Here is a 26255-nt window from a genome sequence, read left to right as displayed (position 1 = left end):
TGAATTCCGAAAATAACGCCTCCCGCGAAAATCGTCGCGATCGGGGAAGTGGGTTGGGGACGTCTGGGTGCTTTCCACACAAAGGCAAAACGGCAGAGCCGGCCATGTGACGGTCGGCCGGCTCGTCTTCGGATTGGTGGCGCTGTTGGTCGCCGTCATCTGGGGGTGCGTACTGCGTGACGTTCACGGCCAGTACATGGCCTTGCGTGCCGTCGAAATGCAACAAGGCACCAACGACACCGCCGACCTGTTGCTTGCGGCCGCGCACCACATGGTCGCGGAACGCGGCGAAACCGCTCAGGCCCTGACCACTTCCGTCGAAGCCGCCGCCGTCGAACACATCAAGATGCATCGACGCGACGGCGGCCAGGGGCTGCATGCGGCACTGACGTTGCTGGACAACGGCGAAGACTTGGCCGCAGCGGCCCGAGACGTCGCCAAACTGCGCCTGTCGGTAGACCAGGACATGCTTCGCCCCGTTGCCGAACGCTCTCCTCAATTGCGGCAAGACTGGCTCGATACCACCGACCTTTTCCTAGGCCGACTGACCACGTCGGTTCGCCGTCTCACCCTTCCTTCCGATCGGACCGTGGTCTTCATCCGCCGCATGAACCGGATCAAGCTGTGGACATTGGACTTGTACCGGTCGGTCCAGGATCAAACCACCCAGGTCGCCCTGGCCAGATCCCACGACCGTCCACTGTCTTCCGCCGAATTGTTGGCCCTTGCCCGCATGCGCGGCGAGGCGGACACGGTATGGAGCCACATTGTCGAAGAAACGCAATCACTGAACAACCGTGCCCTTGTTGAAACAGTGGAACGAACCCAACAGGCGCTGAACGCAAATTATTGGCCCATGTGGGAGCGCATGTTGAATGGGCGCCCCCCCGGCACCGAACGGGCCGTCGCCAACCCGGTCGAAGAGCAGATGGCCGCCTTGATGGAACGGACGCGCCAAGGGGCGGTCGCCGCCGCCCAAACCGCCCATGCCGCCGCCACCCGGTCCATGGTCGTGCATGGCGGCGTGGCATTGGCCGCCCTGGGGCTGGGTGCGGCGGCCCTGGCCCTGCTGCGCCGACGGTTGCTGACCCCTTTGCGCCGCTTGCGCCGCGATCTGCGCAGCCTAGCGCGGCGAGACCTCGACCTGCCCATGGATGTCCGTTTCCACCACGACGAATTGGGAGAGATGCGGACGGCCATCCTGGAATTCCGTGACGCCCTCGAGGAACGGCGGTCGCTGTGGAACGCCCTTCCCGACTTCATCTGTTTCAAGGACGACCTGGGCCGCTGGCAATGGATCAACGCCACGGCCGCCACCTTGTTCGGACTGGAAGACGGCGACTACCGCGACCGCACCGATTCCGAGGTCGCCGCCGCCGCCCCTCACCTTTCGGCTTGGTTGCTGTCGGCCGCCGGAGCGGAAGAAAGCGTGCGCAGCAAGGGAGCCACCATCAGCCGCGAGGAAGTGATCGCCACCATCGGTGGTGATGTCCATTTCTTCCACGTCCTGCGCGTCCCGCTGTTCCGGCCCGACCATGTTTGCCGTGGCACCATTGTCCTCGGACGCGAGGTCACCGACCGGCGCCGTACTGAAGTGGCGATGGCCCGATTGGCACAACAGAACCAATTGCTGCTCGATTGTGCCGGAGAGGGCATCATCGGACTCGACAGTTCCGGCCATGTCACCTTCGTCAACCCGGCAGTCGAACGCCTGACCGGCTGGGACGCCCTGGACCTGGTGGGACATCCCCAGCACCACCTGATGCACCACCGTCACGCGGACGGCCGCGACTACCCGGAACACGAATGCCCCATCCACCACACCTTGAGGGACGGACAGACGCGGTATTGCGAGCGCGAGGTGTTCTGGAACAAGTCCGGCGACGCCCTGCCGGTGGAGTTCACGGTAACCGCTATCCAGGAACAAGACGAAGTCCGCGGGGCGGTCATCATCTTCCGCGACATCCAGGCCCGGTTGGCGGCCGAGCAGGAGATCGAGTCCCTGTTGGCCGACCTGCGCCGTTCCAACGCCGAGCTTGAACGCTTCGCCTATGTGGCGTCCCACGACCTGCGCCAGCCGTTGCGCATGATCACCAGTTTCCTGTCCCTGGTCGTGCGCCGCATGAACGACCGCATGGGTGACGAGGAAAGGGAATTCATCGGTTTCGCGGTGGACGGCGCCCAGCGCATGGACCGCATGATCCAGGACCTTCTGAGCTATTCCCGCATTGGCCGAACCGACACGCGCGAAGAGGTGGACCTGGAACAGGTTGCCGAAAGCGTGACGGCGACGCTACGGACCGCCTGCGCCGAAGCCGGAGCCGAAATCACCATCCTGACACCCTTGCCGACCATCTGGGGGGTGCGTTCGGAACTGGAACGGCTGTTCCAGAACCTGTTGGCCAACGCCATCAAGTTCCGGGCCGAGGAACGCCCGCCGCGCATCACCGTCATGTGCGAGGACAAAGGGGACAATTGGTCGTTCTCGATCGCCGACAACGGCATCGGAATCGAAGCCAAGGATCATGACCGCCTGTTCAACATCTTCCAGCGTCTGGTCCCGCAGAGCCAGTACGAAGGCACCGGCATCGGACTGGCCTCCTGCCGCAAGATCGTCGAACATCATCAGGGGCGCATCTGGGTGACCTCCGTCCCTGGCGAAGGCTCCACCTTCTCCTTCACCCTGCCCAAGAAGACAGGCGTCGCCGAATGACGCTTTTGCCTCTTGGCGCACCTGTGCGTCAGAGGTAGATTCGTTCGGCCATGCCGCTATCCGGGAGCCCCATGTCCAGCCAGCCGCCGATCGCTCCCGCCCAAAAGCCAAGGCGATCCCCGTGGTCGGCTTATCGGGTGGCGTTGACCGTCATCGCCGGCTTGGTGGCCTGTGTCTCGCTTCACCTGAAGTTCACTTACGACAAGGCGATCCGCGACGCCGAGACCTTGATCCAGGCTCTGGCGGTAGCCTCCGAACAGCACATCGGCAGCAGCCTCGAGGCGCTTGACGCCCTGTTGGACGAACTGGCCCTCACCGTCCGCGACGGCCGCCACAACGACCGCCGCTTCATCGACAGCATCGGCGCCCGGCTTTCGTCCTATCCAGAGGTGCGCTATCTCGGGATCGCCGACGCCAACGGCACGTTGTCTTCGCAGACTTGGCCCGGCAATTCCTTACCCACGAGTGCGGTGGACATCTCGGGCCGCCGTTATTTCATCGAACAACGAGACGCCACCGGCCCCGCCCGCATGGTCGTCGGCGATCCGATCCGGGAATTGTCCACCGGCGAACGCACCTTGCACCTGTCCCGGCCGATCCGTGACCGCAATGGCGCCTTTGCCGGAATCGTGGTGGCCGCCGTCAACCCCGACACCTATGCCGGCTTCCTCTCTTCCATCCTTTACGACGAAGACGGATCGTGCGGCCTGATCAGCGTCACCGGCCGGATCATCGCCCGTGCGCCGAACCAGGCGGACTCGTTCGCTCGGGACATTTCCGACAGCGACCTGATCCGGTTGTGGGCGCCGAACCTGCCGATCGGCGTCGCCCATCTGGTCGCCAAGACCGACGCGAATGACAAATTGCTGGCCTATCGGGTCCTGCCCGAATATTCGGTCATGGTCACCGCCGGCATCTCCCGCGCCAAGGGGCTGGGCGCCTGGCGACGCATGGCGGTAGTCGAACTGACCTTGTTGGTGGCGTTCTCGGCTCTGCTGCTCTATTGGACCCGCCACATCCGCCGCCAGCACCTTCTTCTCGCCACGGAACAGCATACGCTGGAAGAGGCCGTCGCCCAACGCACGATCGAGTTGGAGGCCGCCCGCACCCTGGCCGAACGACGAACAAGCCAACTCGCCCGGATCAACGAGGAACTCAAGCGCCTGACCCTGGTGGCGTCGCACCACCTTCAAGAACCGTTGCGGTCGATCGTCAGTTGCAGTCAGATGCTGGCCCGCTCCGTGCCGCCATCCTTACCCGACCTGGAGACCCGGACCCAGGCGACCTGCCAGCAAGGTCTGGCTCTCAAGGCACGCCTGAGCGCCTTCGAGGCCCGTATCGCCGAGTTGACACGTCTTGTGGTGTCCTCTCCATCCCCGGCGCCACCATCCACCCATCGGGACGACCCTCCGCCGCCATACATGCCGACCTACAGCGGACGGATGGTCGCGGCGGCCATCGCCGGCGCACTGTTGGTCGGCAACGCCTTGCAAGCCCGCAGCGACTATCAAAGCGCCATCGCCGCCGCCGAGAACCTGACAGCCGCCGTGGTGAAGTCCATCGCCCACCACCTGCAAGGGTCGTTCCGGCGGATCGACACCATGCTCGATGACGTGGCATTGGCGGCCGAAGACGGCCGCATCCAGACAGAAGCCTTCAGCGAGCGCCTGACGGCGCGCTTGGCGACCATGCCCGAGGTCATGCTGGTGACGCGGACCAACTCGTCCGGCCTGGTCTGGCCGCGCACTTGGCCCGAAACCACGACACCCACCACCGGCATGGACGTTTCCAGCTACGAATATTTCCGCGAACAGACAACCAGCCACAGCCAAAGCCAACTGGTGCTGGGGCGGCCACGACTTGGCCCGATCACCAAGCATCGTTCCATCCAGTTCAGCCATCCCATCCTCGACGCTCAGGGGCGCTTCGACGGCATCGTGTTCGCCTCCGTCAACCCGGACCTTTACGCCCGGTTCCTGGAAACGGTTCTGCTGGATCCCAATGGCGGAACCGCGGTCATCACGCTCAGCGGGCACATGGTCGCCCGCGCTCCCAAGCACGAAGAAAAATTCGGCATCGACATTTCCAATTCCGACCTGTTCGTGCGTTACCTGCCACGCGCGACGGAAGGCACGGCCCACCTGATTTCCAAGGCCGACGGGAACGACAAGTTGCTGGGATATCGGGTCTTGCCCGGCTTTCCCCTGGTGGTGACCTCCGGCTATTCCCGTGACAAGACACTGCACGAATGGCGAATCGTCACCGTGCTGTCGACAGCGCTGGCGATAATCGCCTCGCTCATCTTGTACTTTTGGGCTCATCGCGCGGACCAGCACGCCGGCCGCCTGGCCCATTACCGCTGGCGACTGGCGACGGAGGTGGCCAACCGCACCTCTGGATTGGCCGCGGCCCGCGAAGCGACCGAAGAACGTTCCGAGCGGTTGGCCGAAGCCAACAACCGTCTGCACGAACTGATCCAACTGATCGCGGCCGACCTGCAACAGCCTTTGGCCGAGCTGACCCACCATATCGGGGAACTGCGGGAACTGGCGAGCGGCCAAAGCGACGAAGGTGACCATTGGCTGGGCTTCATCACCGCCGCCAACATTCACCTCAACGCCCTGCTGCGCGATTATCCCCGCTATGTCGCCGCGCTGTGCGACGAACCGCGACTTTGCCCGACGAATTGCGCCGCCGTGGCGGAAGACGCCATCTCCAAGACCAGGAAACGCTGGCCCGCCGAGAAAATACGGTTCGACGTTCAGCCGCTTCCCGCCGTCCAGGCGGACGCTTCCATGGTGCTGGAAGTGTTCGTCCAGCTTTTCACCAACGCCGCCAGCCATTGCCAGGGGCACCAGCCGATCACCGTGACCGTCTGTTCCGCACCACATCAGGATGGTTGGCGCATCACCGTGGCCGACGACGGGCCTGGCTTGCCGCCGATCAACAGCGAACATCTGTTCCGCGCCTTCGAGACCGCCCACGACCGCAATCCGGATTCCACCGGCCTTGGCCTCCCCTTGTGCCGCGTCCTGGTGCAAAGCCATGGCGGCCACATCTGGGCGACGTCGATGCCGGGCAAGGGATGCTCCATCCACTTCACCTTGCCGGTTGCCGAGGACATCCACAGTGCCAGCGCCTGACCCTGCATCCTCGGGGAAACCCGCTCAAAGCCGCTCCTTCGCCTACCGTCTGACCGCCCTGGTGGTGATGGCGAACATGTTCGCCGTGGTTCTGGCCACCCTTGCCCTGGTCAACAGTTGGAAACACCAGCACCACACCGCCGATACCGTTTCCCAGAACCTGACCCACTTGCTGGAAAGCAGCCTTGCCGCCACCTTCGACCGCATCGACGACGGTTTGCTGACGGTGGCTGAAGAAATCAAAAGCCAGGAACGACGGGGATACCGTGACGACGGCGCCGTTCTGGAACTGATGGACCGCCAATCCCGCCGAACCGACGAGGTCATCGGATTGCGTGTCACCGACGCCAAGGGGACGGTCGTCCACGCAGTCGGTGAAGGGGCCGAACACGACCTCCATGTCGGCGACCGCGATTATTTCCGCCGCCTGAGCCAAAGCGACGACGACGTTCTGGTCATTTCGTCCCCGGTCTTGGGGCGGGCCACGGAACAATGGGTCATCGTGGCCGCCCGCCGTATCAGCCACCACGACGGCAGCTTCGCCGGCGTGGCCTATGCCCCGATCAGCCTGGACAAGCTGTCGCGCAATTTCGAACAACTCGACCTCGGCAGCCGTGGCGCCGTGGCCTTGCGCGACGCTTCGCTGGCGGTGGTCGTCCGTTATCCCGAAACCCTGGACAACGGCACAGCCACCATCCGTTCCGCCAGCCGTTCGAACGAACTGGCGGAACTGGTCAAACGCCAGCCCCAAGCCGGCACCTATTTCGCCACGACCCCCATCGACAGCGTCACTCGCACCGTTTCCTATCGCAAAATCGGAGATCACCCGCTCTATATCCTTGTCGGCCTGGCCACCCAGGACTATCTGCGGGAATGGTGGAGCGAACTGGTCCGCACCGTTGCCCTGATCATGTTGTTCTGCGCGCTCAGCACCTGGGGCGCCCGCCATATTCTGCGGTCGTGGCACGACGAGGAAAAGGCTCTGGAACAGGCTTCGGACGCCTCGGCCCGACTGGAAGCCGTTTTCGCCAATACCCCCATCGGGCTGGCGCTGGTGGACCACAAGCGCCACATCATCGACGCCAACGAATCCTTGGCCGCGATTTTCCGGGTTCCTCCCGCCTCCCTCAAAGGACAGAGCACCCGCGTGCTTTATGGCGACGATTCGGTCTACACCGCGCTGGGAAACCACGCCTATCCCGAGATCACGGCTGGCGGCACCTTCGAAGACACCGTTTTCACACATCGTGCCGACGGCACCCCCCTGTGGCTCAAATTGACGGGACGGCTTATCCATCCCGGCAAAACCGGTCGGGGCTATATCTGGATTTTCGAAGACATCACCCAACAGGTGACCACCACCGAGGCCTTGCGCGCCTCGGAGGAACGCTTCCGTGTGCTGGTCGACGGCATCCGCGACTACGCCGTCATGCTGTTGGACCCCGAGGGACGGGTACAGACCTGGAACCAGGGCGCGAAGCTCATCAAGGGTTATGAAGCAGAAGACGTGATCGGCCAATCCACCGAGTTGTTCCACCCCCCCGAGGATGTGACCAACGGCGTGGTTCGGACAATGTTGGAAACCGCCCGCAGCCATGGCCACGCCGAAATCGAGGGCTGGCACGTCCGCAAGAACGGCTCCCGCTTTTGGGCTCATCAGGTGTTGACCGCCCTGCATGACGAATCGGGCGGCGTTCGCGGCTTCGCCAAGATCGTCCACGACATCACCGTCCAGCGCCAGGCCGCCGAACAAATTCATCGGCTGGCCAGCTACCAACAGGCCATCTTGGCCAATACGCCCGTTGGCATCGCCATCCTGGGTCTGGACCGTATCATCGTCCAGGCCAACGAGGCGTTTTGCCGTATTTATGGTCGTGATGGCGAGAATTTGGCGGGACTTTCGGCATCCATCCTGTACGGCGACCCGGCGCAAAGCGAGGACGTCAGACAGCGAGCCTATCCCATGGTTGTGAACGGCGGCACCTTCACCGACGACGTGTTGATGTGCCGCCGCGACGGCACCCAGGTTTGGGTGCATCTGGTCGCGCATCTGGTGGACGAAACCACCCCCGAACTGGGCGTGGTGTGGGCGGCCCAGGACGTTTCCACCATGAAGGAACTCAACGAGAATCTCTTGCGCTCCAATGCCGAGTTGGAACGCTTCGCCTATGTGGCGTCCCACGACCTGCGCCAGCCGCTACGCATGATCAGCAGCTATATGGGACTGATCGAACGGCGCTTGAGAAAAACCGGGCTGGACGAGGAAATGGCCGAGTTCCTGGGCTATGCCATTGACGGCGCCCAGCGCATGGATCGCATGATCATCGACATGCTGGAATATTCCCGCATCGGCCGCCAATCGTCCCCGCGCGAGGATGTCGCCCTGGAAGAACCGCTGCGCCGCGCCCTGTCCAACCTGGGCGAAGCCATCACCGAAGCACAAGCCCGGATCACCGTCGAGGAACCGCTTCCCACGATCAACGCCAGCGCCTCGGAACTGGAACGCCTGTTCCAGAACCTGATCGGCAACGCCGTCAAATTTTGTGCTCCCGACCGCGCCCCATGCGTCAACATCAGTTGCCGCGAAACACCGATGGAATGGATCATCTCGGTCGCCGACAACGGCATCGGCGTCGATCCCTCGCAATATGATCGCCTTTTCGCCCTGTTCTCTCGATTGGTTACCCCTAAGCAATACCAAGGCACGGGCATCGGCTTGGCCGCCTGCCGCAAAATCGCCGAACATCACGGCGGCCGTATCTGGGTCGAACCGGCACCGCAGCAAGGCACCGTTTTCCATGTCAGCCTCGCCCGGCCCCGTAACTGAGCATTTTTGTCCTGGCGGCCCGCGTTTTGCTGGCGTAATAGCTATCCAGGGTTGATGGACGGAAACGCACCTCATGCGCCCCTTGACCTGTGACTTGCTGTTGCGCGCCTATGCCATGGGCATCTTTCCCATGGCCCGGTCGCGTCACGACCGCCACCTGTACTGGATCGACCCGGAACAGCGCGGAATCTTGCCGCTCGACGCCTTCCATGTGCCACGCTCGTTGAAAAAGACGTTAAAGCGCGGAACGTTCGATATTCGCGTCGACACGGCTTTCGAAACGGTCATGGAAACATGTGCGGAAAACACGGCGGACCGCACGGAAACCTGGATCAACGACGAAATCGTCAGCCTGTTCGTTGAACTGCACCGTTTGGGACTGGCCCATTCAGTGGAGAGTTGGCGGGACGGACGCTTGGTCGGCGGTCTTTACGGGCTAGCGCTGGGATCGGCGTTTTTCGGCGAAAGCATGTTCAGCCGCGAGACCGACGCCTCGAAAGTCGCGCTGGTGGATTTGGTGGCGCGGCTCAGGACGGCGGGATATGCGTTGCTCGACACTCAGTTCATCACCGACCATCTGACCCGTTTCGGGGCGGTGGAGATCCCGCGCGAACGCTACCGCGACCTGTTGGCCGCAGCGGTGGCGGTTCCGACAGTGTTTCCCCGAGAAACCGTGGACTGGCGCCACGCCATCCCGGACAGCATCGCCGCCGGCTGATCACTGTTCGCAGTCAAGGACGCGGATGTCGTAGACCGGGTGTTCCATGGCCGACAGCGCCGGGCTGGAGGCGAACATCCAGCCCCGGAACAGGCTTTGCGCCGGTTGGTTGGGACGCAACTCCCAGATGTCGAGGAAAGCCGCGCTTTCCGGGTTTTCCTCGGGCCGGCGCTTCTTGCACGAACGGGCGATGATCTCAAGCGTGCCGAACCGCACCGGCTGGCCGACCGGGGCCTCGATGGTGACCACATGGGCGGTCACCTTGTCCAATCCCTGCAAGACCGCCACATCCATCGACAGGTCCGGCGCCCCCTGCGCGGCGGCGACAAACGGCACGCCCACGCCAAGGGTCAAGGCAAGAAACGGAAAACGCAAACGGGTCAACGGCATCGAAAGAATCCAGAATTGGTGTAGACCGTTTTCCCGCCGTCATCGCGGGTATTGGTCCGAACGAAATCGTACCCGGCCGGGCAGGTGGATTCCAGCGCGGAACGGCAGCTTTGCAGACGAATCGGGTTGTCGCAATCCGCGTAATAGAGATCGCCCCCGGCATCCTTGAACCGGGATACCTCGACACAGCCGGCCAAAGCCAGACAACACAGCACAACGATGGCTTTCACGCGCGTCCTCCGTTTCGCTCTGGCGCGACTCTTGCAGAAATTACCCGCAAGTACCACCAGGAGCTAGACCTGCGATGATCGATCCCCTCTCGAACCAAACGGCGACCACCGGTTCGGCAGCGGTTGCCGTCGGCGCCACGACCACCGCCAGCGGCTTCGACGCGGCACTTGAGGCCGCGCAGAAAAAAGAGGCCGCAGAACAAGCCCGCGCCAGCGAAATGGACGCCATCAAGGAGAAAGGCTTCAGTGCCTGGGTTCGCGACACCCAATTGGAAAAGCTCAAGGAAAAGTTGCGTGAGCAGATCATGGCGGAAATGGGCGTGGACGACGATTCCATGGCCAAACTGTCCCCGGTCATGCAACAGATCCTGGAGCAGAAGATCCAAGAGGAAGTGGACAAGCGCGTCCAGGAGGAACAGGCCAAGCAGCAACAGCAACAGGACGGACAAAGCCAATCCGTTCTGGCCGCCACCCAACAGACCGGCAAAAACAACCAGGGCGGCAAGGATTGCCCGGTCATTCCTGCCTTGGCATGGCCGGGCGGCGCGTCCTTGTTCTAAAAGTTGCTTACTGTTCCTCGGCCGGAACCGTGGGAGCCGCCGGCTTGGCGGTTCCCGCCGCCGGTGGTGCGTCCGAGGTCGCCAGGAAGATCAACTCGCCCACCATTTCCTCGATGGACTTGAAATCCCGGGTCTTGGTGATGGTGCCGCCGTCCTCGATCCGCCCGGTCGCCCGGCCTGGTTCCAGTTTCAGGAACTTGCCGCCCAACAGACCGTCGCTGGCGATGGTCGCCACCGTGTCGGTGGGAAGACGGATTTCCGGCATGATGGTCAGATGCAGAACGGCGTTGAAGGTCACCGGGTCAAGCTGATGACTGGCGACGGTCCCCACTTTGATTCCATTGATGCGGACGTCCGAACCATCCTCCAACCCGCCGATGCTGGCGAACTGGGCGCTGAGGCCGTAACCCGCAACCTGCTTGAGATCGGCATGGTTATAGGCGAAGGCCAGGAAGAAGCCGGCAACCGCCAACACCACCGCGCCCATGATCGTCTCGATGAGATTACGTCCCATGTTTTCTAGACCTCTTCTCGCGCTCGCCTATTCGGTAAGCGACGGCACCGGCTTGCCGGCATAGCCGCGCTTGGCCTTGGCCTGCTCGATGATCATGCCCACCAATTCCTCAAGGACCATGGCGTCCTGGGTGAAGGCGATCTCCTGTCCCGGCTCCAGCATGCGTTCGTCGCCGCCGGGCTTGAGCTCGATGTATTTCGCGCCCAAAAGCCCGTCGGTCTGGATGACGGCGGCCGTGTCGGCGGTCACCTCGACCCCTTGCTCCATATGCAAGGTCAGACGGGCGCGATAATCGGGGGCAAGTTTCTGGTCCACCACCTTGCCGACGTTGACCCCGGACAGGCGGACCAGGGAACCGACACTGATCCCGTCGGCGCGCTTGAACAGCGCCGTCAGGATGTAGCCATCGGTTTCCCCTTGTTCGGGCCGGTCGTCCTTGGCGTAGACCAAGCCCAACAGGACGGCTGCCGTCAGGACGACGGTGGCGCCCAGAACAGTGTCGCGGTATCCGCCCTTGGTGACCATGGACATTGTCTCCCGCCCCTTGGAACTCAGGGCTGCCAAGCCTCGTAATCGCCGGCGGCACGCTCGCGCTGGCCACCACGCAGGTCGTGACCCGGCGGCAAATAGGCGCCGGCGGAACCGGTGGCGTTGGCCTCGTGCGGCTTTTGCCAGGGCTGGCGCGGCATGTCGGTCAACGGCTTGTCCGCGGTGTAATGCAGCCAGGCGTGCCATTCCGACGGAATGGTCGAGGCCTCGGCCGGACCGTTGAAGATCACCCAACGCTTGGTGCGGCGGTTCTTGGCGGCGGAACGCTCGGTGTAATAACGGTTGCCCTTGGTGTCGGTGCCCACCAGGCGGCCCTTGGCCCAGGTATACATCAGGGTGCCGAAGCTGGTCATCTTTTCCCCGCTCTTTCAGAGGGTGGCGATTGGCGATTGCAGGGCGGGACTATGGCAAATGCGGGGCCACGCGTCCAGAGGTGCCTTCGCATCCGTCGGCATACGTTTAAAACACCGTATTTTTTGTAACTATATAATGTGTTCCGTTTACAAAATCGGGACAAAATCTTGTTGATCCTGTAACGCCCCTGGCATAACCTGCGCGTCGTCTGGAGGCGAGCCACCACATCTTGTGTGGCTAGGCTGAACCTGGAGGGAATGGGGATTCCTCGGTTCCGGCTGTCGCCACCGGCATCGCCACAGGCCGACCGTTTCGAAGAGGGGAACCAATGCGCGTCCAGCGTCACTTCACCAAGGCCGGGGAAACCGCTTACAGCGGCCTCGAATTCCGCACCACGTCGAGCGAGATTCGCAATCCCGACGGCTCGGTGGTGTTTTCCGCCAACGACATCGAAGTCCCCGCCGATTGGTCGCAGGTGGCCTGTGACGTGCTGGCACAGAAATATTTCCGCAAGGCCGGTGTGCCGGCGCGCCTGAAGCGCGTCGCGGAAAAGGGCGTCCCCGAATGGCTGCAACGGCACGAGCCCGACGCCGCCGCCCTGTCCGAACTGCCCGAGAGCGAGCGTTTGGTCGGCGAAAACAGCGCCCGTCAGGTGTTCGACCGTCTGGCCGGAACCTGGACCTATTGGGGTTGGAAGGGCGGCTATTTCGCGTCCGACGACGACGCCCGCGCCTTCCGTGACGAGATGGCCCATATGCTGGCCGCCCAGATGGGCGCCCCCAACTCTCCGCAATGGTTCAACACCGGCCTGCATTGGGCCTATGGCATCGACGGTCCCGGCCAGGGCCATTCCTACGTGGATTTCAAGACCGGCAAGCTGGTCCGTTCCAAATCGGCCTATGAGCATCCGCAGCCGCACGCCTGCTTCATCCAGTCCATCGAGGACGATCTGGTGAACGAAGGCGGCATCATGGACCTGTGGGTGCGCGAGGCGCGCCTGTTCAAGTACGGGTCGGGCACCGGCACCAACTTCTCGAAGCTGCGCGGCGTCGGTGAACGGCTGTCGGGCGGCGGCAAGTCCTCGGGCCTGATGAGCTTCCTCAAGATCGGAGACCGCGCGGCCGGCGCCATCAAGTCGGGCGGCACCACGCGCCGCGCCGCCAAGATGGTGGTGGTGGACGTGGACCACCCCGACATCGAGGAATTCATCAACTGGAAGGTCAAGGAAGAGCAGAAGGTGGCCGCCCTGGTCACCGGCTCCAAGCTGGCGAGCAAGCATCTGGCCGAGGTCATGGCCGCCTGCAACCAGTGGGACGGCGACGCCGACAGCGAATCCCGCTTCGACCCCAAGCAGAATAAAAAGCTGCGCAAGGCCATCCTGGCCGCCCGCGCGGTGATGATCCCGGAAAACTATATCCAGCGCGTGATCCAATTCGCCCGCCAGGGATATGACGAGATCGAGTTCCCGGTGCTCAACACCGACTGGGATTCCGAGGCCTACCTGACCGTATCGGGCCAGAATTCCAACAACACCGTGCGTGTCACCGACGACTTCCTGAACGCGGTGATCGAGGACCAGGAATGGGTGCTCAAGCACCGTACCAGCGGCGTGGTCAAGAAGACCCTGCCGGCGCGTGCCCTGTGGGAACACATCGGCGAAGCCGCCTGGGCCTGCGCCGATCCGGGTATCCAGTTCGACACCACCATCAACGACTGGCACACCTGCCCGGAATCGGGACGCATCAATGCGTCCAATCCGTGCTCGGAATACATGTTCCTGGACGACACCGCCTGCAATCTGGCATCCCTGAACCTGTTGACCTTCCGCGACCGCAACGGCGACTTCGACATCGAGGGTTTCCGCCACGCCTGCCGGCTGTGGACCATGGTGCTGGAAATCTCGGTGCTGATGGCCCAGTTCCCGTCCGAGAAGATCGCCCAGCTGTCCTATGACTTCCGCACGCTGGGCCTGGGCTACGCCAATGTCGGCGGCCTGTTGATGGCTTCGGGCATTCCCTACGATTCCGACAAGGGCCGTGCCCTGATCGGCGCTATCACCGCGCTGATGACCGGCGAATCCTATGTCACCTCGGCCGAGATGGCATCCGAGTTGGGCGCCTTCCCCGGCTTCTCTTCCAACCGCGATTCCATGCTGCGGGTGATCCGCAACCATCGCCGCGCCGCCTATGGCCTGACCTCCAGCTATGAAGGGCTGGCCACCAACCCGGTGCCGCTGGACGCCGACAACTGCCCCGACGCTACCTTGGTGGCGGCCGCCCGTCTGGCCTGGGACAACGCCCTGGAACTGGGTGAAAAGCATGGTTTCCGCAACGCCCAGGCCACCGTGGTCGCCCCGACCGGCACCATCGGTCTGGTGATGGATTGCGACACCACCGGCATCGAGCCCGACTTCGCCCTGGTGAAGTTCAAGAAGCTGGCCGGCGGCGGCTATTTCAAGATCATCAACCGCATGGTGCCCGAGGCGTTGCGCACGCTCGGCTATTCCGAAAGCGACGTGGCCGAGATCATCCGCTACGCGGTCGGCCATGCCACGCTGCGCAACGCTCCCGGCGTCAACCATGACCGCCTGCGGGCCAAGGGCTTCGACGACGCCACGCTCGAACGGTTGGAACAGAGCCTGGAATCGGCCTTCGACATCAAGTTCGTGTTCAACAAGTACACCCTGGGCGCCGATTTCTGCGTCGGCACGCTGGGCATCCCGGCGGCCCGACTGGACGACCTGTCTTTCGACATGCTGGCCCATCTCGGGTTTTCGCGTGCCGAGATCGACGCCGCCAACACCTATTGCTGCGGCGCCATGACCCTTGAAGGTGCTCCCTTCCTCAAGGCCCAACATCTTCCGGTGTTCGACTGCGCCAACGCCTGTGGCAAGATCGGCACCCGCTTCCTGTCGGTGGAAAGCCACATCCGCATGATGGCCGCCGCCCAGCCGTTCATCTCGGGCGCCATTTCCAAGACCATCAACATGCCGAACTCGGCCAGCATCGACGATTGCAAGAACGCCTACATGCTGTCGTGGCGCCTGGGCCTCAAAGCCAATGCGCTTTATCGCGACGGTTCAAAGCTCAGCCAGCCGCTTCAGGCCGCCGTGCTCGACGACGCCGGCGAATTGGAAGAAGCCATCGCCGAGGCGCCGCTGGCGGCACGGGCCGAGATCGTGGCCGAACATGTGGTCGAGCGCATCATCGCCGCGGCGCGGCGCAAGCTGCCCGATCGTCGCAAGGGCTATACCCAAAAGGCCATCGTCGGCGGCCACAAGGTCTACCTGCGCACCGGTGAATACGAAGACGGCAAGCTGGGCGAGATCTTCATCGACATGCACAAGGAAGGTGCCGCCTTCCGCGCCATGATGAACAACTTCGCCATCGCCGTGTCCATCGGCCTGCAATACGGCGTGCCGCTCGAGGAATTCGTCGAGGCCTTCACCTTCACCCGCTTCGAGCCGTCGGGCATGGTGGAGGGCAACGACACCATCAAAATGTCCACCTCGATCCTGGACTACATTTTCCGCGAATTGGCCATTTCCTACCTGTCGCGCAACGATCTGGCCCATGTGGAGCCGGCCGACCTGACTCCCGACACCGTGGGCAAGGGCGCGGCGCAAAGCGGCCAGGGCGTGGCGGCGCTCAACACCGTGGTCGAGCGGGTCGCGTCCAAGGGTTACGTGCGGTCCAAGTTCTTGGTGGTGAAGGGCGGCGCGCCGACTAATGCCGGCCTGTCGGCCGACCTGACCGGCACCACCACCACCCCGATCAGCCAGCCGGTGATGGCGCTCGAGGTGGACACCGAAACCGCCATCCTGGAGTTCGACGCCCGCGCCGAACAGATCCGCCACGCCCGCATGAAGGGCTACGAGGGCGACGCCTGCCCGGAATGCGGCAACTTCACCTTGGTCCGCAACGGCACCTGCCTGAAATGCGACACCTGCGGCGGCACCACCGGCTGCTCGTGAGCCGGTGAAGGCGGCGAACCGACAGGTCCGCCGCATGCAAGGGACTCGGGGGACCGTTCTCTCCTCTCTTAGGTCCCTCGAACAAGCGGGCCGGTTCCTTCCCCAGGAACCGGCCCTTCGCTTGCGCGATGCTTGCGAAATGACGGAAGAGGGCGGACTTGGACACGTCTGTTCGGGTACTGAGCCGACTCGCGATGAAAGCGATTTGATGTTTCAGGTCCGTTTTGCGCCCAGGGTGGTCGTTCCGATGAAGATCGGCAGCGCGCCAGCTTCGTCCTTGAGGGTGACATCCTCTCCATATGAAGAACTTGCGAATGGTCGCTTCGGCCGGGCTGGTGGATGAGTGTCTACCAGCAACTTGAGCGGAGGTAGCTTTCCCGCGCAATTCGTCCCGAAGCAGTCAGACCGCTTTGTACGGCCCAAAGAAGCCGGCGGCGGGTTCGCCGGCTCCAGGTTTCGCGTGAAGAAATAGCCCGCATCCAGCGTCAGAACAGCGCCTGTTGCGGCCGTAGCCGCTCGGCACCGGTCAGCATGTAGCGGGCCGCCTCGGTTCGGGTGCGAACCCCCAGTTTGCGAAAGATCGCCTTGACGTGTGATTTCACCGTCACTTCCTCGACCAGCAACGCACGGGCGATGTGCTTGTTCGAGGCGCCGGTCGCGACCAGGCTGAGGATTTCGCTTTGTCGCGGCGACAACGCCGACAGGCTCCTCGTCCGTTCGCCGAACATGCGTGGCGAACCGTCGATGGTGATGGAGGGCACGAACCGTTCCCCCCGCATCATTAACTGTATGGCGCAGACGATGGCCGACGCCGGCATGGTGCGCGGCAAATAGCCGTCATACCCGAGATTAAGGCAACGCATGGCTTCGTCCGGGTTTCCCGGCGCACTGTATAGTGCCACCCAGAGGCGCCCGTTCAAACGGCTGCGCAGTTCATACAACGTCTCTATTGCCGCCCCCATTTCGTAATCAAGGAGCACCAGCGTGTCCGCGTCCATGCTGTCGGCGGCGGCGACAACATCCTCAAGGTTGTCCAATGACATCGCATTTATCTCGGAATTCTCTAAAATGCTTGAGATAAGGTTGTCTTTGGCCAGACGGTTTTCTCCTGCCACAACGATAGTCATAGCGCCACCCTTCTTTGCCCAACTTTTGAAAGTTCAACCAAAGACTAACATCCGTTTTACCGTTGTCTACTATCCGCATGGACAACATGCTTTCGGTGAAAAATCCTCTGCGCCATAAAATGTTGTGGCAGACAGCCTCAACACACCACAGCCGGTGGTATTTTATCGTATGGATAGCGTCTACTCCCCCTCTCCGCCCCTCTTCTGAGGGAGGGGAGGAGGATGGTGCTCAGCCTTGTCCACCGCTTGCGGTCGCAGAGATAATCCGAGGACACAACGGCGCCAGGCGGAGAAGACGGCCATGACAAACGCCTTTGTTACGGGATTCGACCGGCAGACCGCACACGCTTTCGCCGAACTAAGCGGCGTCGCCGATGGTCTGGAGGCGGTGTTCCTGGATGCCGGCAGCGGTCTGGGTGAGGCGGTGACGTGCTGGGACACCATCGCCCAGACCTTCACCGCCCTGACCGCCCAATTCGAACGCACCGATATGCGTGCCTGCATTGACGACTTGACGGCGGCGTTGGCGGTGGCGGCCGAATTGGGCGCCACCGGCCAGGGCGACACGGTGACAAGACTGAGCGGGTTGGAAGGCGCATTGACCGCGATGGCCAGCCGGCTGGTGCGGCTTAGCCGCACCGTCGCCGAAGTCAAGCTGGTGGCTCTGAACGCCAAGGTCGAGGCCGCCCATCTTGACGACCGCAGCACCGACTTTTCCGTCTTCACCCGAGAGATCGACCGGCTGGCCGCCGACGCGGCCCGTGAATTGGCGGTACTGTCCACGGAACTGCACGCCCTTACCGCCGACACGTCGGAAGCGCGACAGGCTCAGGCTGGCTTTGCCGAACGCCACGGCGGCGCGTTGCTGTCCCTGACCCACCGGTTGGACGACAGCCTGCATACATTGAACGAACAGCGGCGCCAGGTGGCGGAGGCAGCCGCCTCGATCGGCCGACGTTCGCGTCTGGCCGGCGACAAGGTCGGACAAGCGGTCATGGCCTTGCAGATCGGCGACATCACCCGCCAGCGCACAGAACACGTCGCCGAGGCGATGACCGTGCTGGGCGGGTTGTGCGTCCCGCCCCCCGACGTGCCTGCCGCCGACACCGCCCAGGCGGTCTCTCTGGTGGCCTCGTTGCAGGCCCACCAGTTGGAGCAGACCGCCGCCGATCTTTTGGAACAAGTCGGCCAAGTGTCGATCAGTCTGGCCGACCTTGCCGGCGAGACCGAGGCCATCACCTCCCTGGGCCGCGACAGTTTCGGCGGCGGCGACGGCTCGTTCCTGACCGACCTTGGTCGCGAGATCGGTCAGGTCGAACGACTGCTCGAGGAATACGCCACGGCACTGACGCGCACCGGGGGAACCATGAACTCGGTATGCACCGCCGTCGCCACCATGGTCGCCCATGTGGAGGCGATCCATTCCATCGAGGCCGACCTCAAGATCATGGCGCTCAACGCTTCGTTCAAATGCTCCCGGCTGGGCGACCGTGGCCGGACCCTCAGCGTGGTGGCACAAAGTTTACGCCAGTTGGCCACCCGCACGGAGGAAGACGCTGAAACCCTGATGTCCGGCCTTCAAACCGCCCAAGCCCTGGCCGAAATCCTGGCCGACAACCACAACGGCCACGACGGCGAGGCCATCGGCTTGGCGGTTGCCCGCCTGCGCGAAGCGACAGAACGACTATCGGCAATCGGTGCCGAACAGGCGGCGGCCCTGAACGTGCTGGAAACGGACAGCCATCGGGCACAGATGTTGTTGCGCGGCGGCTGCGAGCACATCGCCGTATCCGACGGCTTCGCCCGGCGCCTGCGCAACGTGGCTCAAGGTCTGAACGACATCGCCGCCAGCACGCCGATCGACACCTCCCGAATCGAGGAACTCAAGAATCTGGTGTTGTCGCGGCTATCGGGAAATTACACCATGGCCAGCGAACGCGCCCTGCACGACCTGTTCGGCGCCGCCGCGGCGACCGCCGACGCCCCCCCGCGGACGGAACCCACCGAGACCGAGATCGACGACCTTTTGTTCTGATCAGCCCTTGTCGGCTCTCAGGATTTCGGCCGCCAACAGATCAAGCGGCACCACCTTTTCGACGCCACCACGGGCGATCGCCTCTTTCGGCATGCCGAACACCACGCAACTGGCCTCGTCCTGGGCGATGGTGGTGGCACCGGCGGCCCGCATCTCGGCCATGCCGCTGGCCCCGTCGTCCCCCATGCCGGTCATCAGGATGCCCAGGGCGTTGGCGCCGGCATGGTGGGCCGCCGAACGGAACAGCACGTCCACCGACGGCCGATGGCGCGACACCTGCGGCCCGTCCTTGATGCTGACGTAATAGCGCGCTCCGCTCCGTTGCAACAGCATGTGGCGGTTGCCCGGCGCGATCAGCACCCGGCCGCGCAACACGGTGTCGCCGTCCTCGGCTTCCTTGACCTCGACCTCGCACAGGCCATCAAGGCGGCGGGCGAAGGCGGCGGTGAACTTTTCCGGCATATGCTGGACGATGACGATACCGGGACTGTCCACCGGCAACCCTTCGAGCACCACCCGCAACGATTCGGTGCCGCCGGTCGAAGCGCCGATGCACACCACCTTTTCCGTGGTTCGCGCCATGGCATGGGCACCCGGCGCCGGCGGCGGCATGATCACGTCGGCCGACAGTTTGCGTTCGACCGGACGACGGCAATCGCGCACCGCGCGCATTTGCGACAAACGGGCATGAGCTGCGGCACGCACGGTGTCGCAGATGGTGGCGGCGGTTTCCAACAGCGACTGGCGGACGTCCATCTTGGGCTTGAGGACGACGTCGACGGCGCCGGCCTCCAGCGCCTGCATCAGGGTTTCCGATCCCTGTTCGGTCAACGACGAACACATGACCACCGGAATCGGCCTCTGCGCCATGATCTTGCGCAGAAACGTGATGCCGTCCATGCGCGGCATCTCCACATCCAGGGTGATGACATCGGGCAGCACATCGCGCATCCGCTGGGCGGCAACAAACGGGTCCGCCGCGGTCCCCACCACCTCGATGCCTGGATCACTGGACAAGATGTCGGCCAACGTCTGACGCACCGACGCCGAATCGTCCACCACCAGGACCTTGACCTTGTCCTTCATTCTTCCCCCCATCACCTTTTGCGTCAGATCCGCACGAACACCGTCGGCGCCACTTGAACGATGGTCGGATGGTGGTTGCCCACCGTTTCGGAATGACCGAGAAACAGGTATCCGCCTGGCCGCAACGCGCCACACAGCCGTTCCAGCACCCGTTGCTGTGTCAGCTTGTCGAAATATATCAAGACATTGCGGCAAAACACCACATCCGCCGGCTGGTCCAACGGATAGGAATCCTCAAGCAGGTTCATGCGCGTGAACTGCACCTTGGCCCGCAATTCCGGCACCACCCGCATCTCATGGCGCTGGTGGTCGCGGGCCCGCATGAAGAAGGCCCGGCGATATTCCGGCGGCACCGGCGCCACCATGTCCTCGGGATAAATACCCTGCGCAGCCTTGTCGAGCACTCTGGTCGAGATGTCTGTGGCCAACACGGTGAAGTCGAAGCCGGCCCCTTGGGCGGCTCCCTGCGCCGACAGATCGGCCAAGACCATGGCCAGGGTATAGGGCTCGGCACCGACCGAACAGGCCGAACTCCACACCACCAGCCTCGACGTCCGCCCCCCGCCCCGGCTATTCAGCAGATCGGGCAGCGCGGTACTGGCCAAATAGCGGAAATGCTCGGGTTCGCGAAAGAAATCCGTCTTGTTGGTGGTCACGGCGTCAATCAGATGCACCGCCTCTTCCGCCAACCCGTCTTCGTCGAAGAGATAGCGGCAATACTGGTGGTAGTCGTCCAGCCGCAACGCCGTCAGCCGCCGCCGCAACCGCCCCTCCAACATGGTCCGCTTGCTGTCGGGCATGCGGATTCCGCAATAGCCTTCGATGAAACGGGCCAGACGCTTGAAGTCTCCCTGGCTCAGCATGCGGCGCCAGCTTGCAACAGGGCGGTTTCGTCGGCGAACAGCCGCATCAGGTCGAGGACGATGACGAAGTCGCCACCATGACGGCCGATGCGTTCGATATAGTCGGAATGCCACAGCCGCTCCATATCGGGGGGCGGTGCCGTGGCCTCACTGTCCAGCGCGGTGACTTCGTAGACTCGGTCGGCCATCAGCCCCACGTCCAGCGGCCGCCCGGCCACGTCGCATTGCAACACCAGTATCCTGGTGTTCAGGGTGTGGTCGACTGCCGCCATGCCCAATTTGACCCTCAGGTCGATGACCGGAACGCCGCGACCGCGTACATCGATCAGGCCCAACAGATAAGCAGGCGCATGCGGCAGGTGGGTGATGGGAACCAAGTCGAGGATTTCCCGAACCCGGTCCACCGCCACCGCGAATATCTCGCTGCCCAGGCCCAGCGTGACGACCTGCTCGTTTTGATTGTTGGAGTTACGGCCGCCGTCCATGGTGGTTCTCCTCTTTCGCTCAGCAGCGTTCGAATTCGGCATCCTGACCGTCGGGACCGCCGGCGCTCAGGTCGAAAGCGTAACCGGCGCCGTTACCCTTGCCGTTCGGTTTGACGCCGTTGACCTTGCGCGGTGCGACGCGGACCGCCGTCACCGGATGGGTAAGCATATGCGCCACCTTTTCCGTGCGACGGACCGGCGCCGGCTTGGTCCTGGGCTTGGCGGCACCGTTGCCATCGACACGGAAGAAGGCGATGGTGTGCTGCAACGACTCGGCCTGGGTGGCCAGTTCCTCCGAGGTGGCCGAGGCCTGTTCCGAGGCGCTGGCATTTTGTTGCGTCACCTTGTCCAATTGCTGGATCGCCTGGTTGATCTGATCGGCGCCGATGTCCTGTTCCCGGCAGGCGGCGGTGATCTCTTCGACCAATTCGGCGGTCTTCTTGATGTCGGGCACCAGCTTGCCCAGCATTTCGCCCGCTTCCTGCGCCACCTTGACCGTCTCGCCCGACAGGCCGCTGATCTCGGCCGCCGCCGCCTGACTGCGTTCCGCCAGCTTGCGCACCTCGCTCGCCACCACGGCGAAGCCCTTGCCGTGCTCGCCGGCCCGCGCCGCCTCGACCGCCGCGTTCAGCGCCAACAAATCGGTCTGGCGGGCGATCTCCTGGACGATGCCGATCTTCTCGGCGATGGTCCGCATCGCCTCGACCGCGCGGCTCACCGCCTCGCCTGAAACCTGCGCGTCCTTGGCCGACTGGCGCGCGATCCTTTCCGTCTGGCTGGCGTTCTCGGCGTTCTGGCGGATGTTGGCCGCCATTTCCTCCATGGACGCCGACGCCTCCTCGGTGGACGACGCCTGTTCCGTGGCGCCCTGGCTCAGTTGTTCCGAACTGGCCGACAGTTCCTGGCTGCCGGCGGCCACGTTCTCCGCCGCCGAACCCGCGTCCGCCACCACCTCGCGCAGCTTCTCCACCATGGTTTCCAGCGCCATGCCCAGCGTGTCCTTGTCCGACAGTCGCTTGGGCTGGACCGTCAGGTCGCCCTGGGCGATGCGGTCGGCGACACCGGCGGTGGCGCGCAGGTTGACGGCCATGGTCCGCAACGCCTCGGCCATGTCGTTGATTTCATCGTTGGTGCGGATGTCGATGGGCGTTTCCACGTCGCCAGTGGACAACACGCGGAGGGAATGGGCCAACTGACGAACCGGCGCCAGGATCTGCCGGCTGATATAGACGCCAAGCGCGGCCAGGGCCACCACCACCGCCAGCGAAATGGCGACGATGGTGTTGTGCAGCCGGTCCCCGGCCTGCATCGTCGCCTCGCGCAGCTTTGTCAGCGCCTGTTCCTGCACCGTGTCGGTGGCATGGACAGCACTGCGCATGGCGCCGATCAGGCCGCTTTTGTGGTCCAGCCCGATGGCCCGCTTGGCCTCGACCAGGGCCATGAACGCACTGCGATAGGCATCGCCCCGTTCGGCCATCCCGCCGACGGGGCGACGTCCCAGATTCTGAGTGAACGAAGCGTAGGCCGCCTCGAACCGGTCGATGGTCTGTTGTTCGCCGCGCAGAAGGAAGTCCTTCTCATGACGCCGCATCATCAGGATGTCGCGGACCAGCACCACGTTGTTGGCCGCATTGGCTGTTCTTTCCATCTCCTGCACCGCCCGCCTCAGCTCTCCCTCGAGCCCCTGGTCGGGGGTCAGGCCCGCCTTGGTCTGCATCTCGACCAGACGGGAAAAGGTGTCGCGATAGGTGGCCAGGGCATTGGCCAACGCCGTCAACTCGCTTCCCACCTCGAGCCCGTGGCCGCGAGCGGCGGCGGCGATGGTCTGAAGTCGTCCCCCCAGTTCGCCATAGACCTTGTCGTGCTCCCCCTTGGCAGCGACGGCGTTGGTCAGCAGGAAGTCCTTTTCGTAGCGCCGCAGATTGAGAATATCCACGGCGACCTGCTGGGCCATGCCCTCGACCGCGTAGAGTTGCTCAAGGACATTGTCCTTGGCGATCCCACCGCCGATGATCCCGAGCAGACCGGCGATCGCCAGACCGACGAGCCCGCCGAGTTTCGCCTTGATCGATATGCGCATGGCCGTATCCCCCTGAACAGATGTGTCAGCAGCGTTCGAATTCGGCGTCCTGGCCATCCGGGCCGCCGGTGCTGAGGTCGAAGGCGTAACCGGCGCCGTTGCTCTTGCCGTTGCCCTTGCCGTTGGGCTTGGCCCCGGCGACCTTGCGCGGCGCGGCGCGGACGCCGGACGCGGCGGCGGTCAGGTGGGCCACCGCATGGACCGCCGCCGACTTGGCCACCGGCCGCGCCGGGGCCGGCTTGGTCCTGGGCTTGGCGGCACCGTTGCCATCGACGCGGAAGAAGGCGATGGTGTGCTGCAACGCTTCCGCCTGGGTGGCCAGTTCCTCGGAGGTGGCCGACGCCTGTTCCGACGCCGAGGCGTTCTGTTGCGTCACCTTGTCCAATTGCTGGATCGCCTGGTTGATCTGGTCGGCGCCGATGTCCTGCTCCCGGCAGGCGGCGGTGATTTCTTCCACCAGTTCCGCCGTCTTCTTGATGTCGGGCACCAGCTTGCCCAGCATGTCGCCCGCTTCCTGCGCCACCTTGACCGTCTCGCCCGACAGGCCGCTGATCTCGGCCGCCGCCGCCTGACTGCGTTCCGCCAGCTTGCGCACCTCGCTCGCCACCACGGCAAACCCCTTGCCGTGCTCGCCGGCCCGCGCCGCCTCGACCGCCGCGTTCAGCGCCAACAAATCGGTCTGGCGGGCGATCTCCTGGACGATGCCGATCTTCTCGGCGATAGTCCGCATCGCCTCGACCGCGCGGCTCACCGCCTCGCCCGAGGCTTGGGCGTCCTTGGCCGACTGGCGGGCGATCTTCTCCGTCTGGCTGGCGTTCTCGGCGTTCTGGCGGATGTTGGCCGCCATTTCCTCCATGGACGCCGACGCCTCCTCGGTGGACGACGCCTGTTCCGTGGCCCCCTGGCTCAGTTGTTCCGAACTGGCCGACAGTTCCTGGCTGCCGGCGGCCACGTTCTCCGCCGCCGAACCCGCGTCCGCCACCACCTCGCGCAGCTTCTCCACCATGGTTTCCAGCGCGATCCCCAGCACATCCTTGTCCGACAGTCGCTTGGCCTGAACCGTCAGGTCGCCCTGGGCGATGCGCTCGGCAACCCCCGCCGTGGCACGCAAATTGGCGGTCATGGCGTTGAGGGAATCGACCAGATCCTTGATTTCGTCGTTGCTGCTAACCTCGACCGTCTGGGTGAGGTCGCCCAACGCCACCGCGTTGGCCAACGCCACCGAGCGGCCGAGGCCCCGGCTGATGCTTATCGCCATCCAGGTGGCGGCGGCGATACCGAGCACCAGCGACACCACGACCACGGTGATCAACAGGTTGCGCACGCTGGCCGCGGTTTCGCTGGCGTTCTGCGTAGCCTCCTTCATCAGCACTTGGTTGAGCCCGACGATGTCGTCAAGAACGCGCTGCGCCTTGTCCAGGGACTGCCGCCCCTGGCTGGCGGACAATTCCGCCGCCCGCGTGTTCGAATTCTCGTGATTGAGCGCCAGGGCATCGGTGTTGGTCTTGGCCCAACGCTCGAACTGTGCCGAAAGCTGGTCGAGTTGGCGCCCCTCCTCCTCGCCCAACAACGGGCGGGCCTGGTCGCGCAGATGGCGCACGTCGGCCACCGCCTCGTTGGAGGCCCGCTCATAGGGTTCCATGGCGGCGACGTCATTGAGCAACAGGGCGTTCTTCTGGTCCTTGACCGCCTCGATGGTGCGGCCGACCATGCGGTCGATCAGAACCCGCGCCCTGGCCCGGTCACCGGTAGCCGTCTCAAGACGCTGCGACAACGCCCGCAGCCCGTCGATCATCGGCTGGAGGATGGGCGCGCCGATCTTCATGCTCATCTCACGTGCCTTGACGTTGCTGTTTTGGTGTGTCAGTTCGCGCACCTTGTCCTGCACCGCCACGTAACGCTCCCATTCGACGGTGAAGGCGTCGATGCGCTTGCGTCCGTCCTCGCTGGCCACCCCGCGATATTCGTCGCGCAGGTTGCGGACCTCGTCACGCAGGGCCAGGACTTCCTTGTCGTAGCGTTCGATGTCCTCCTCGGTGGCGGCCAACATCATGTTTTTTTCCGCCTTCACCACGGCGACGAAGGTCGTGTTCAAATCCTGCACGATGGACTGGCGTTTGGCCGGACCGTTCACCAAGCCTTGGGCCGTCTGGTCCAGTTGGTTCAGGCTGTTGACGCCAATGAATGCGGCCACCGCCGACAACACCAGGATCAGGCCAAAGGACAGAGCAAGCTTCAGTTTCACCGACATGCGCATAATAGCCCCCTGGGGTGTCGTGCGTTCGTTGTATTCAGCAGCGTTCGAATTCGGCGTCTTGACCGTCGGGGCCACCCGCGCTCAGGTCGAAGGCGTAACCGCTGCCATTGGATTTGCCGTTAGGCTTGGCACCGTTTGTCTTGCGGCCGGACGGACGCATGGCCGAGGCCGTGGGACGAGACACCGGCCGGACGGCAGGCTCGGCGCGACGGACCGGCGCCGGCTTGGTCCTGGGCTTGGCGGCACCGTTGCCATCGACGCGGAAGAAGGCGATGGTGTGCTGCAACGCCTCGGCCTGGGTGGCCAGCTCCTCGGAGGTGGCCGACGCCTGCTCCGAGGCGCTGGCATTTT

The 26255-nt window shown here is 63.8% G+C and carries 18 protein-coding genes and 1 pseudogene; 7 read left to right on the top strand and 12 right to left on the bottom strand.

From position 1 onward, the window contains the following. Window positions 1-106 precede the first annotated feature (106 nt). The 4 genes from G4223_RS06435 to aat all read left to right on the top strand — a co-directional run bounded on the left by G4223_RS06435 (window position 107) and on the right by aat (window position 9401). Complete coding sequence (locus G4223_RS06435; protein ID WP_163676728.1) at window positions 107-2713, top strand: ATP-binding protein; 2607 nt, start codon at window positions 107-109, stop codon at window positions 2711-2713. A gap of 71 nt (window positions 2714-2784) precedes the next feature. After that, window positions 2785-5856, top strand: a complete 3072-nt coding sequence (locus tag G4223_RS06430) for an ATP-binding protein (RefSeq protein ID WP_163676726.1) — start codon at window positions 2785-2787, stop codon at window positions 5854-5856. Beyond that, window positions 5843-8683 carry a PAS domain S-box protein gene (locus G4223_RS06425; protein WP_163676723.1) on the top strand — a complete coding sequence of 947 codons (2841 nt, stop codon included), beginning with the start codon at window positions 5843-5845 and terminating at the stop codon, window positions 8681-8683. The genes G4223_RS06430 and G4223_RS06425 overlap by 14 nt, the downstream gene beginning before the upstream one ends. Before the next feature lie 73 nt (window positions 8684-8756). Then, window positions 8757-9401, top strand: a complete 645-nt coding sequence (gene aat / locus G4223_RS06420; protein ID WP_163676720.1) for a leucyl/phenylalanyl-tRNA--protein transferase — start codon at window positions 8757-8759, stop codon at window positions 9399-9401. Here aat and G4223_RS06415 read toward each other — a convergent pair whose 3' ends face one another. After that, window positions 9402-9791: a DUF2155 domain-containing protein gene (locus tag G4223_RS06415; RefSeq protein ID WP_163676717.1), complete on the bottom strand. Its 390-nt coding sequence runs from the start codon at window positions 9789-9791 to the stop codon at window positions 9402-9404. Beyond that, complete coding sequence (locus tag G4223_RS06410; RefSeq protein ID WP_163676714.1) at window positions 9782-10021, bottom strand: hypothetical protein; 240 nt, start codon at window positions 10019-10021, stop codon at window positions 9782-9784. The genes G4223_RS06415 and G4223_RS06410 overlap by 10 nt, the downstream gene beginning before the upstream one ends. Window positions 10022-10095: 74 nt before the next feature. Between G4223_RS06410 and G4223_RS06405 the strand changes: the two genes are divergently transcribed. Next, window positions 10096-10581 (top strand): hypothetical protein, encoded by a 486-nt coding sequence (locus tag G4223_RS06405; RefSeq protein WP_163676712.1) that lies wholly within the window; start codon window positions 10096-10098, stop codon window positions 10579-10581. A gap of 7 nt (window positions 10582-10588) precedes the next feature. Here the strand turns inward: G4223_RS06405 and G4223_RS06400 are convergent, their stop codons facing one another. From G4223_RS06400 to G4223_RS06390, 3 genes are read right to left on the bottom strand one after another with little or no spacing between them, the layout of a single operon-like run. After that, complete coding sequence (locus G4223_RS06400; RefSeq protein WP_163676709.1) at window positions 10589-11095, bottom strand: MlaD family protein; 507 nt, start codon at window positions 11093-11095, stop codon at window positions 10589-10591. A gap of 27 nt (window positions 11096-11122) precedes the next feature. Then, window positions 11123-11626 carry an MlaD family protein gene (locus tag G4223_RS06395; protein ID WP_241003993.1) on the bottom strand — a complete coding sequence of 168 codons (504 nt, stop codon included), beginning with the start codon at window positions 11624-11626 and terminating at the stop codon, window positions 11123-11125. A 20-nt stretch (window positions 11627-11646) separates the two neighbouring features. After that, a complete protein-coding gene (locus tag G4223_RS06390) occupies window positions 11647-11997 on the bottom strand; it encodes an NADH:ubiquinone oxidoreductase subunit NDUFA12 (RefSeq protein WP_163676706.1) in 351 nt (116 codons plus the stop codon). 329 nt (window positions 11998-12326) lie between these two features. On the opposite strand from G4223_RS06390, the gene G4223_RS06385 reads away from it, so the two are divergent. Further along, window positions 12327-15971 (top strand): vitamin B12-dependent ribonucleotide reductase, encoded by a 3645-nt coding sequence (locus tag G4223_RS06385; RefSeq protein WP_163676703.1) that lies wholly within the window; start codon window positions 12327-12329, stop codon window positions 15969-15971. A 485-nt stretch (window positions 15972-16456) separates the two neighbouring features. On the opposite strand, the gene G4223_RS06380 is transcribed toward G4223_RS06385, so the two are convergent. Beyond that, on the bottom strand, window positions 16457-17098 hold the full coding sequence (locus G4223_RS06380; protein ID WP_163676700.1) for a LuxR C-terminal-related transcriptional regulator: 642 nt from the start codon (window positions 17096-17098) through the stop codon (window positions 16457-16459). A 301-nt stretch (window positions 17099-17399) separates the two neighbouring features. Between G4223_RS06380 and G4223_RS06375 the strand changes: the two genes are divergently transcribed. Further along, on the top strand, window positions 17400-19133 hold the full coding sequence (locus G4223_RS06375; protein ID WP_163676698.1) for a methyl-accepting chemotaxis protein: 1734 nt from the start codon (window positions 17400-17402) through the stop codon (window positions 19131-19133). Here the strand turns inward: G4223_RS06375 and G4223_RS06370 are convergent, their stop codons facing one another. The 6 genes and pseudogenes from G4223_RS06370 to G4223_RS06345 all read right to left on the bottom strand — a co-directional run. Next, a complete protein-coding gene (locus G4223_RS06370; protein ID WP_163676695.1) occupies window positions 19134-20219 on the bottom strand; it encodes a protein-glutamate methylesterase/protein-glutamine glutaminase in 1086 nt (361 codons plus the stop codon). A gap of 23 nt (window positions 20220-20242) precedes the next feature. Further along, complete coding sequence (locus G4223_RS06365) at window positions 20243-21082, bottom strand: CheR family methyltransferase (protein ID WP_163676692.1); 840 nt, start codon at window positions 21080-21082, stop codon at window positions 20243-20245. Next, window positions 21076-21567 carry a chemotaxis protein CheW gene (locus G4223_RS06360; protein ID WP_163676690.1) on the bottom strand — a complete coding sequence of 164 codons (492 nt, stop codon included), beginning with the start codon at window positions 21565-21567 and terminating at the stop codon, window positions 21076-21078. Before G4223_RS06360 ends, G4223_RS06365 begins: the two co-directional genes overlap by 7 nt. A gap of 19 nt (window positions 21568-21586) precedes the next feature. Beyond that, entirely contained in the window at window positions 21587-23647 is a 2061-nt protein-coding gene (locus tag G4223_RS06355) for a methyl-accepting chemotaxis protein (protein WP_241003992.1), read from the bottom strand. Window positions 23648-23672: 25 nt separating this feature from the next. Further along, complete coding sequence (locus G4223_RS06350; RefSeq protein ID WP_241003991.1) at window positions 23673-25898, bottom strand: HAMP domain-containing methyl-accepting chemotaxis protein; 2226 nt, start codon at window positions 25896-25898, stop codon at window positions 23673-23675. A 40-nt stretch (window positions 25899-25938) separates the two neighbouring features. Further along, window positions 25939-26255: pseudogene (locus G4223_RS06345) on the bottom strand (methyl-accepting chemotaxis protein); the annotation flags it as partial.

The organism is Magnetospirillum aberrantis SpK (assembly GCF_011022235.1).
Lineage (GTDB): Bacteria > Pseudomonadota > Alphaproteobacteria > Rhodospirillales > Magnetospirillaceae > Magnetospirillum > Magnetospirillum aberrantis.
This window is presented reverse-complemented; position numbering and strand designations above follow the sequence as displayed.

What these genes read in the sequence shown, in the direction of transcription:
- G4223_RS06385 (WP_163676703.1), top strand. Translation starts at nt 12,327, where the DNA reads ATGCGCGTCCAGCGTCACTTCACCAAGGCCGGGGAAACCGCTTACAGC.
- G4223_RS06390 (WP_163676706.1), bottom strand. Translation starts at nt 11,997, where the DNA reads ATGACCAGCTTCGGCACCCTGATGTATACCTGGGCCAAGGGCCGCCTG.
- G4223_RS06415 (WP_163676717.1), bottom strand. Translation starts at nt 9,791, where the DNA reads ATGCCGTTGACCCGTTTGCGTTTTCCGTTTCTTGCCTTGACCCTTGGC.
- G4223_RS06395 (WP_241003993.1), bottom strand. Translation starts at nt 11,626, where the DNA reads ATGTCCATGGTCACCAAGGGCGGATACCGCGACACTGTTCTGGGCGCC.
- G4223_RS06375 (WP_163676698.1), top strand. Translation starts at nt 17,400, where the DNA reads ATGACAAACGCCTTTGTTACGGGATTCGACCGGCAGACCGCACACGCT.
- G4223_RS06380 (WP_163676700.1), bottom strand. Translation starts at nt 17,098, where the DNA reads ATGACTATCGTTGTGGCAGGAGAAAACCGTCTGGCCAAAGACAACCTT.
- G4223_RS06360 (WP_163676690.1), bottom strand. Translation starts at nt 21,567, where the DNA reads ATGGACGGCGGCCGTAACTCCAACAATCAAAACGAGCAGGTCGTCACG.
- G4223_RS06430 (WP_163676726.1), top strand. Translation starts at nt 2,785, where the DNA reads ATGTCCAGCCAGCCGCCGATCGCTCCCGCCCAAAAGCCAAGGCGATCC.
- G4223_RS06405 (WP_163676712.1), top strand. Translation starts at nt 10,096, where the DNA reads ATGATCGATCCCCTCTCGAACCAAACGGCGACCACCGGTTCGGCAGCG.
- G4223_RS06400 (WP_163676709.1), bottom strand. Translation starts at nt 11,095, where the DNA reads ATGGGACGTAATCTCATCGAGACGATCATGGGCGCGGTGGTGTTGGCG.
- G4223_RS06350 (WP_241003991.1), bottom strand. Translation starts at nt 25,898, where the DNA reads ATGTCGGTGAAACTGAAGCTTGCTCTGTCCTTTGGCCTGATCCTGGTG.
- G4223_RS06370 (WP_163676695.1), bottom strand. Translation starts at nt 20,219, where the DNA reads ATGAAGGACAAGGTCAAGGTCCTGGTGGTGGACGATTCGGCGTCGGTG.
- G4223_RS06355 (WP_241003992.1), bottom strand. Translation starts at nt 23,647, where the DNA reads ATGCGCATATCGATCAAGGCGAAACTCGGCGGGCTCGTCGGTCTGGCG.
- G4223_RS06365 (WP_163676692.1), bottom strand. Translation starts at nt 21,082, where the DNA reads ATGCTGAGCCAGGGAGACTTCAAGCGTCTGGCCCGTTTCATCGAAGGC.
- aat (WP_163676720.1), top strand. Translation starts at nt 8,757, where the DNA reads ATGCGCCCCTTGACCTGTGACTTGCTGTTGCGCGCCTATGCCATGGGC.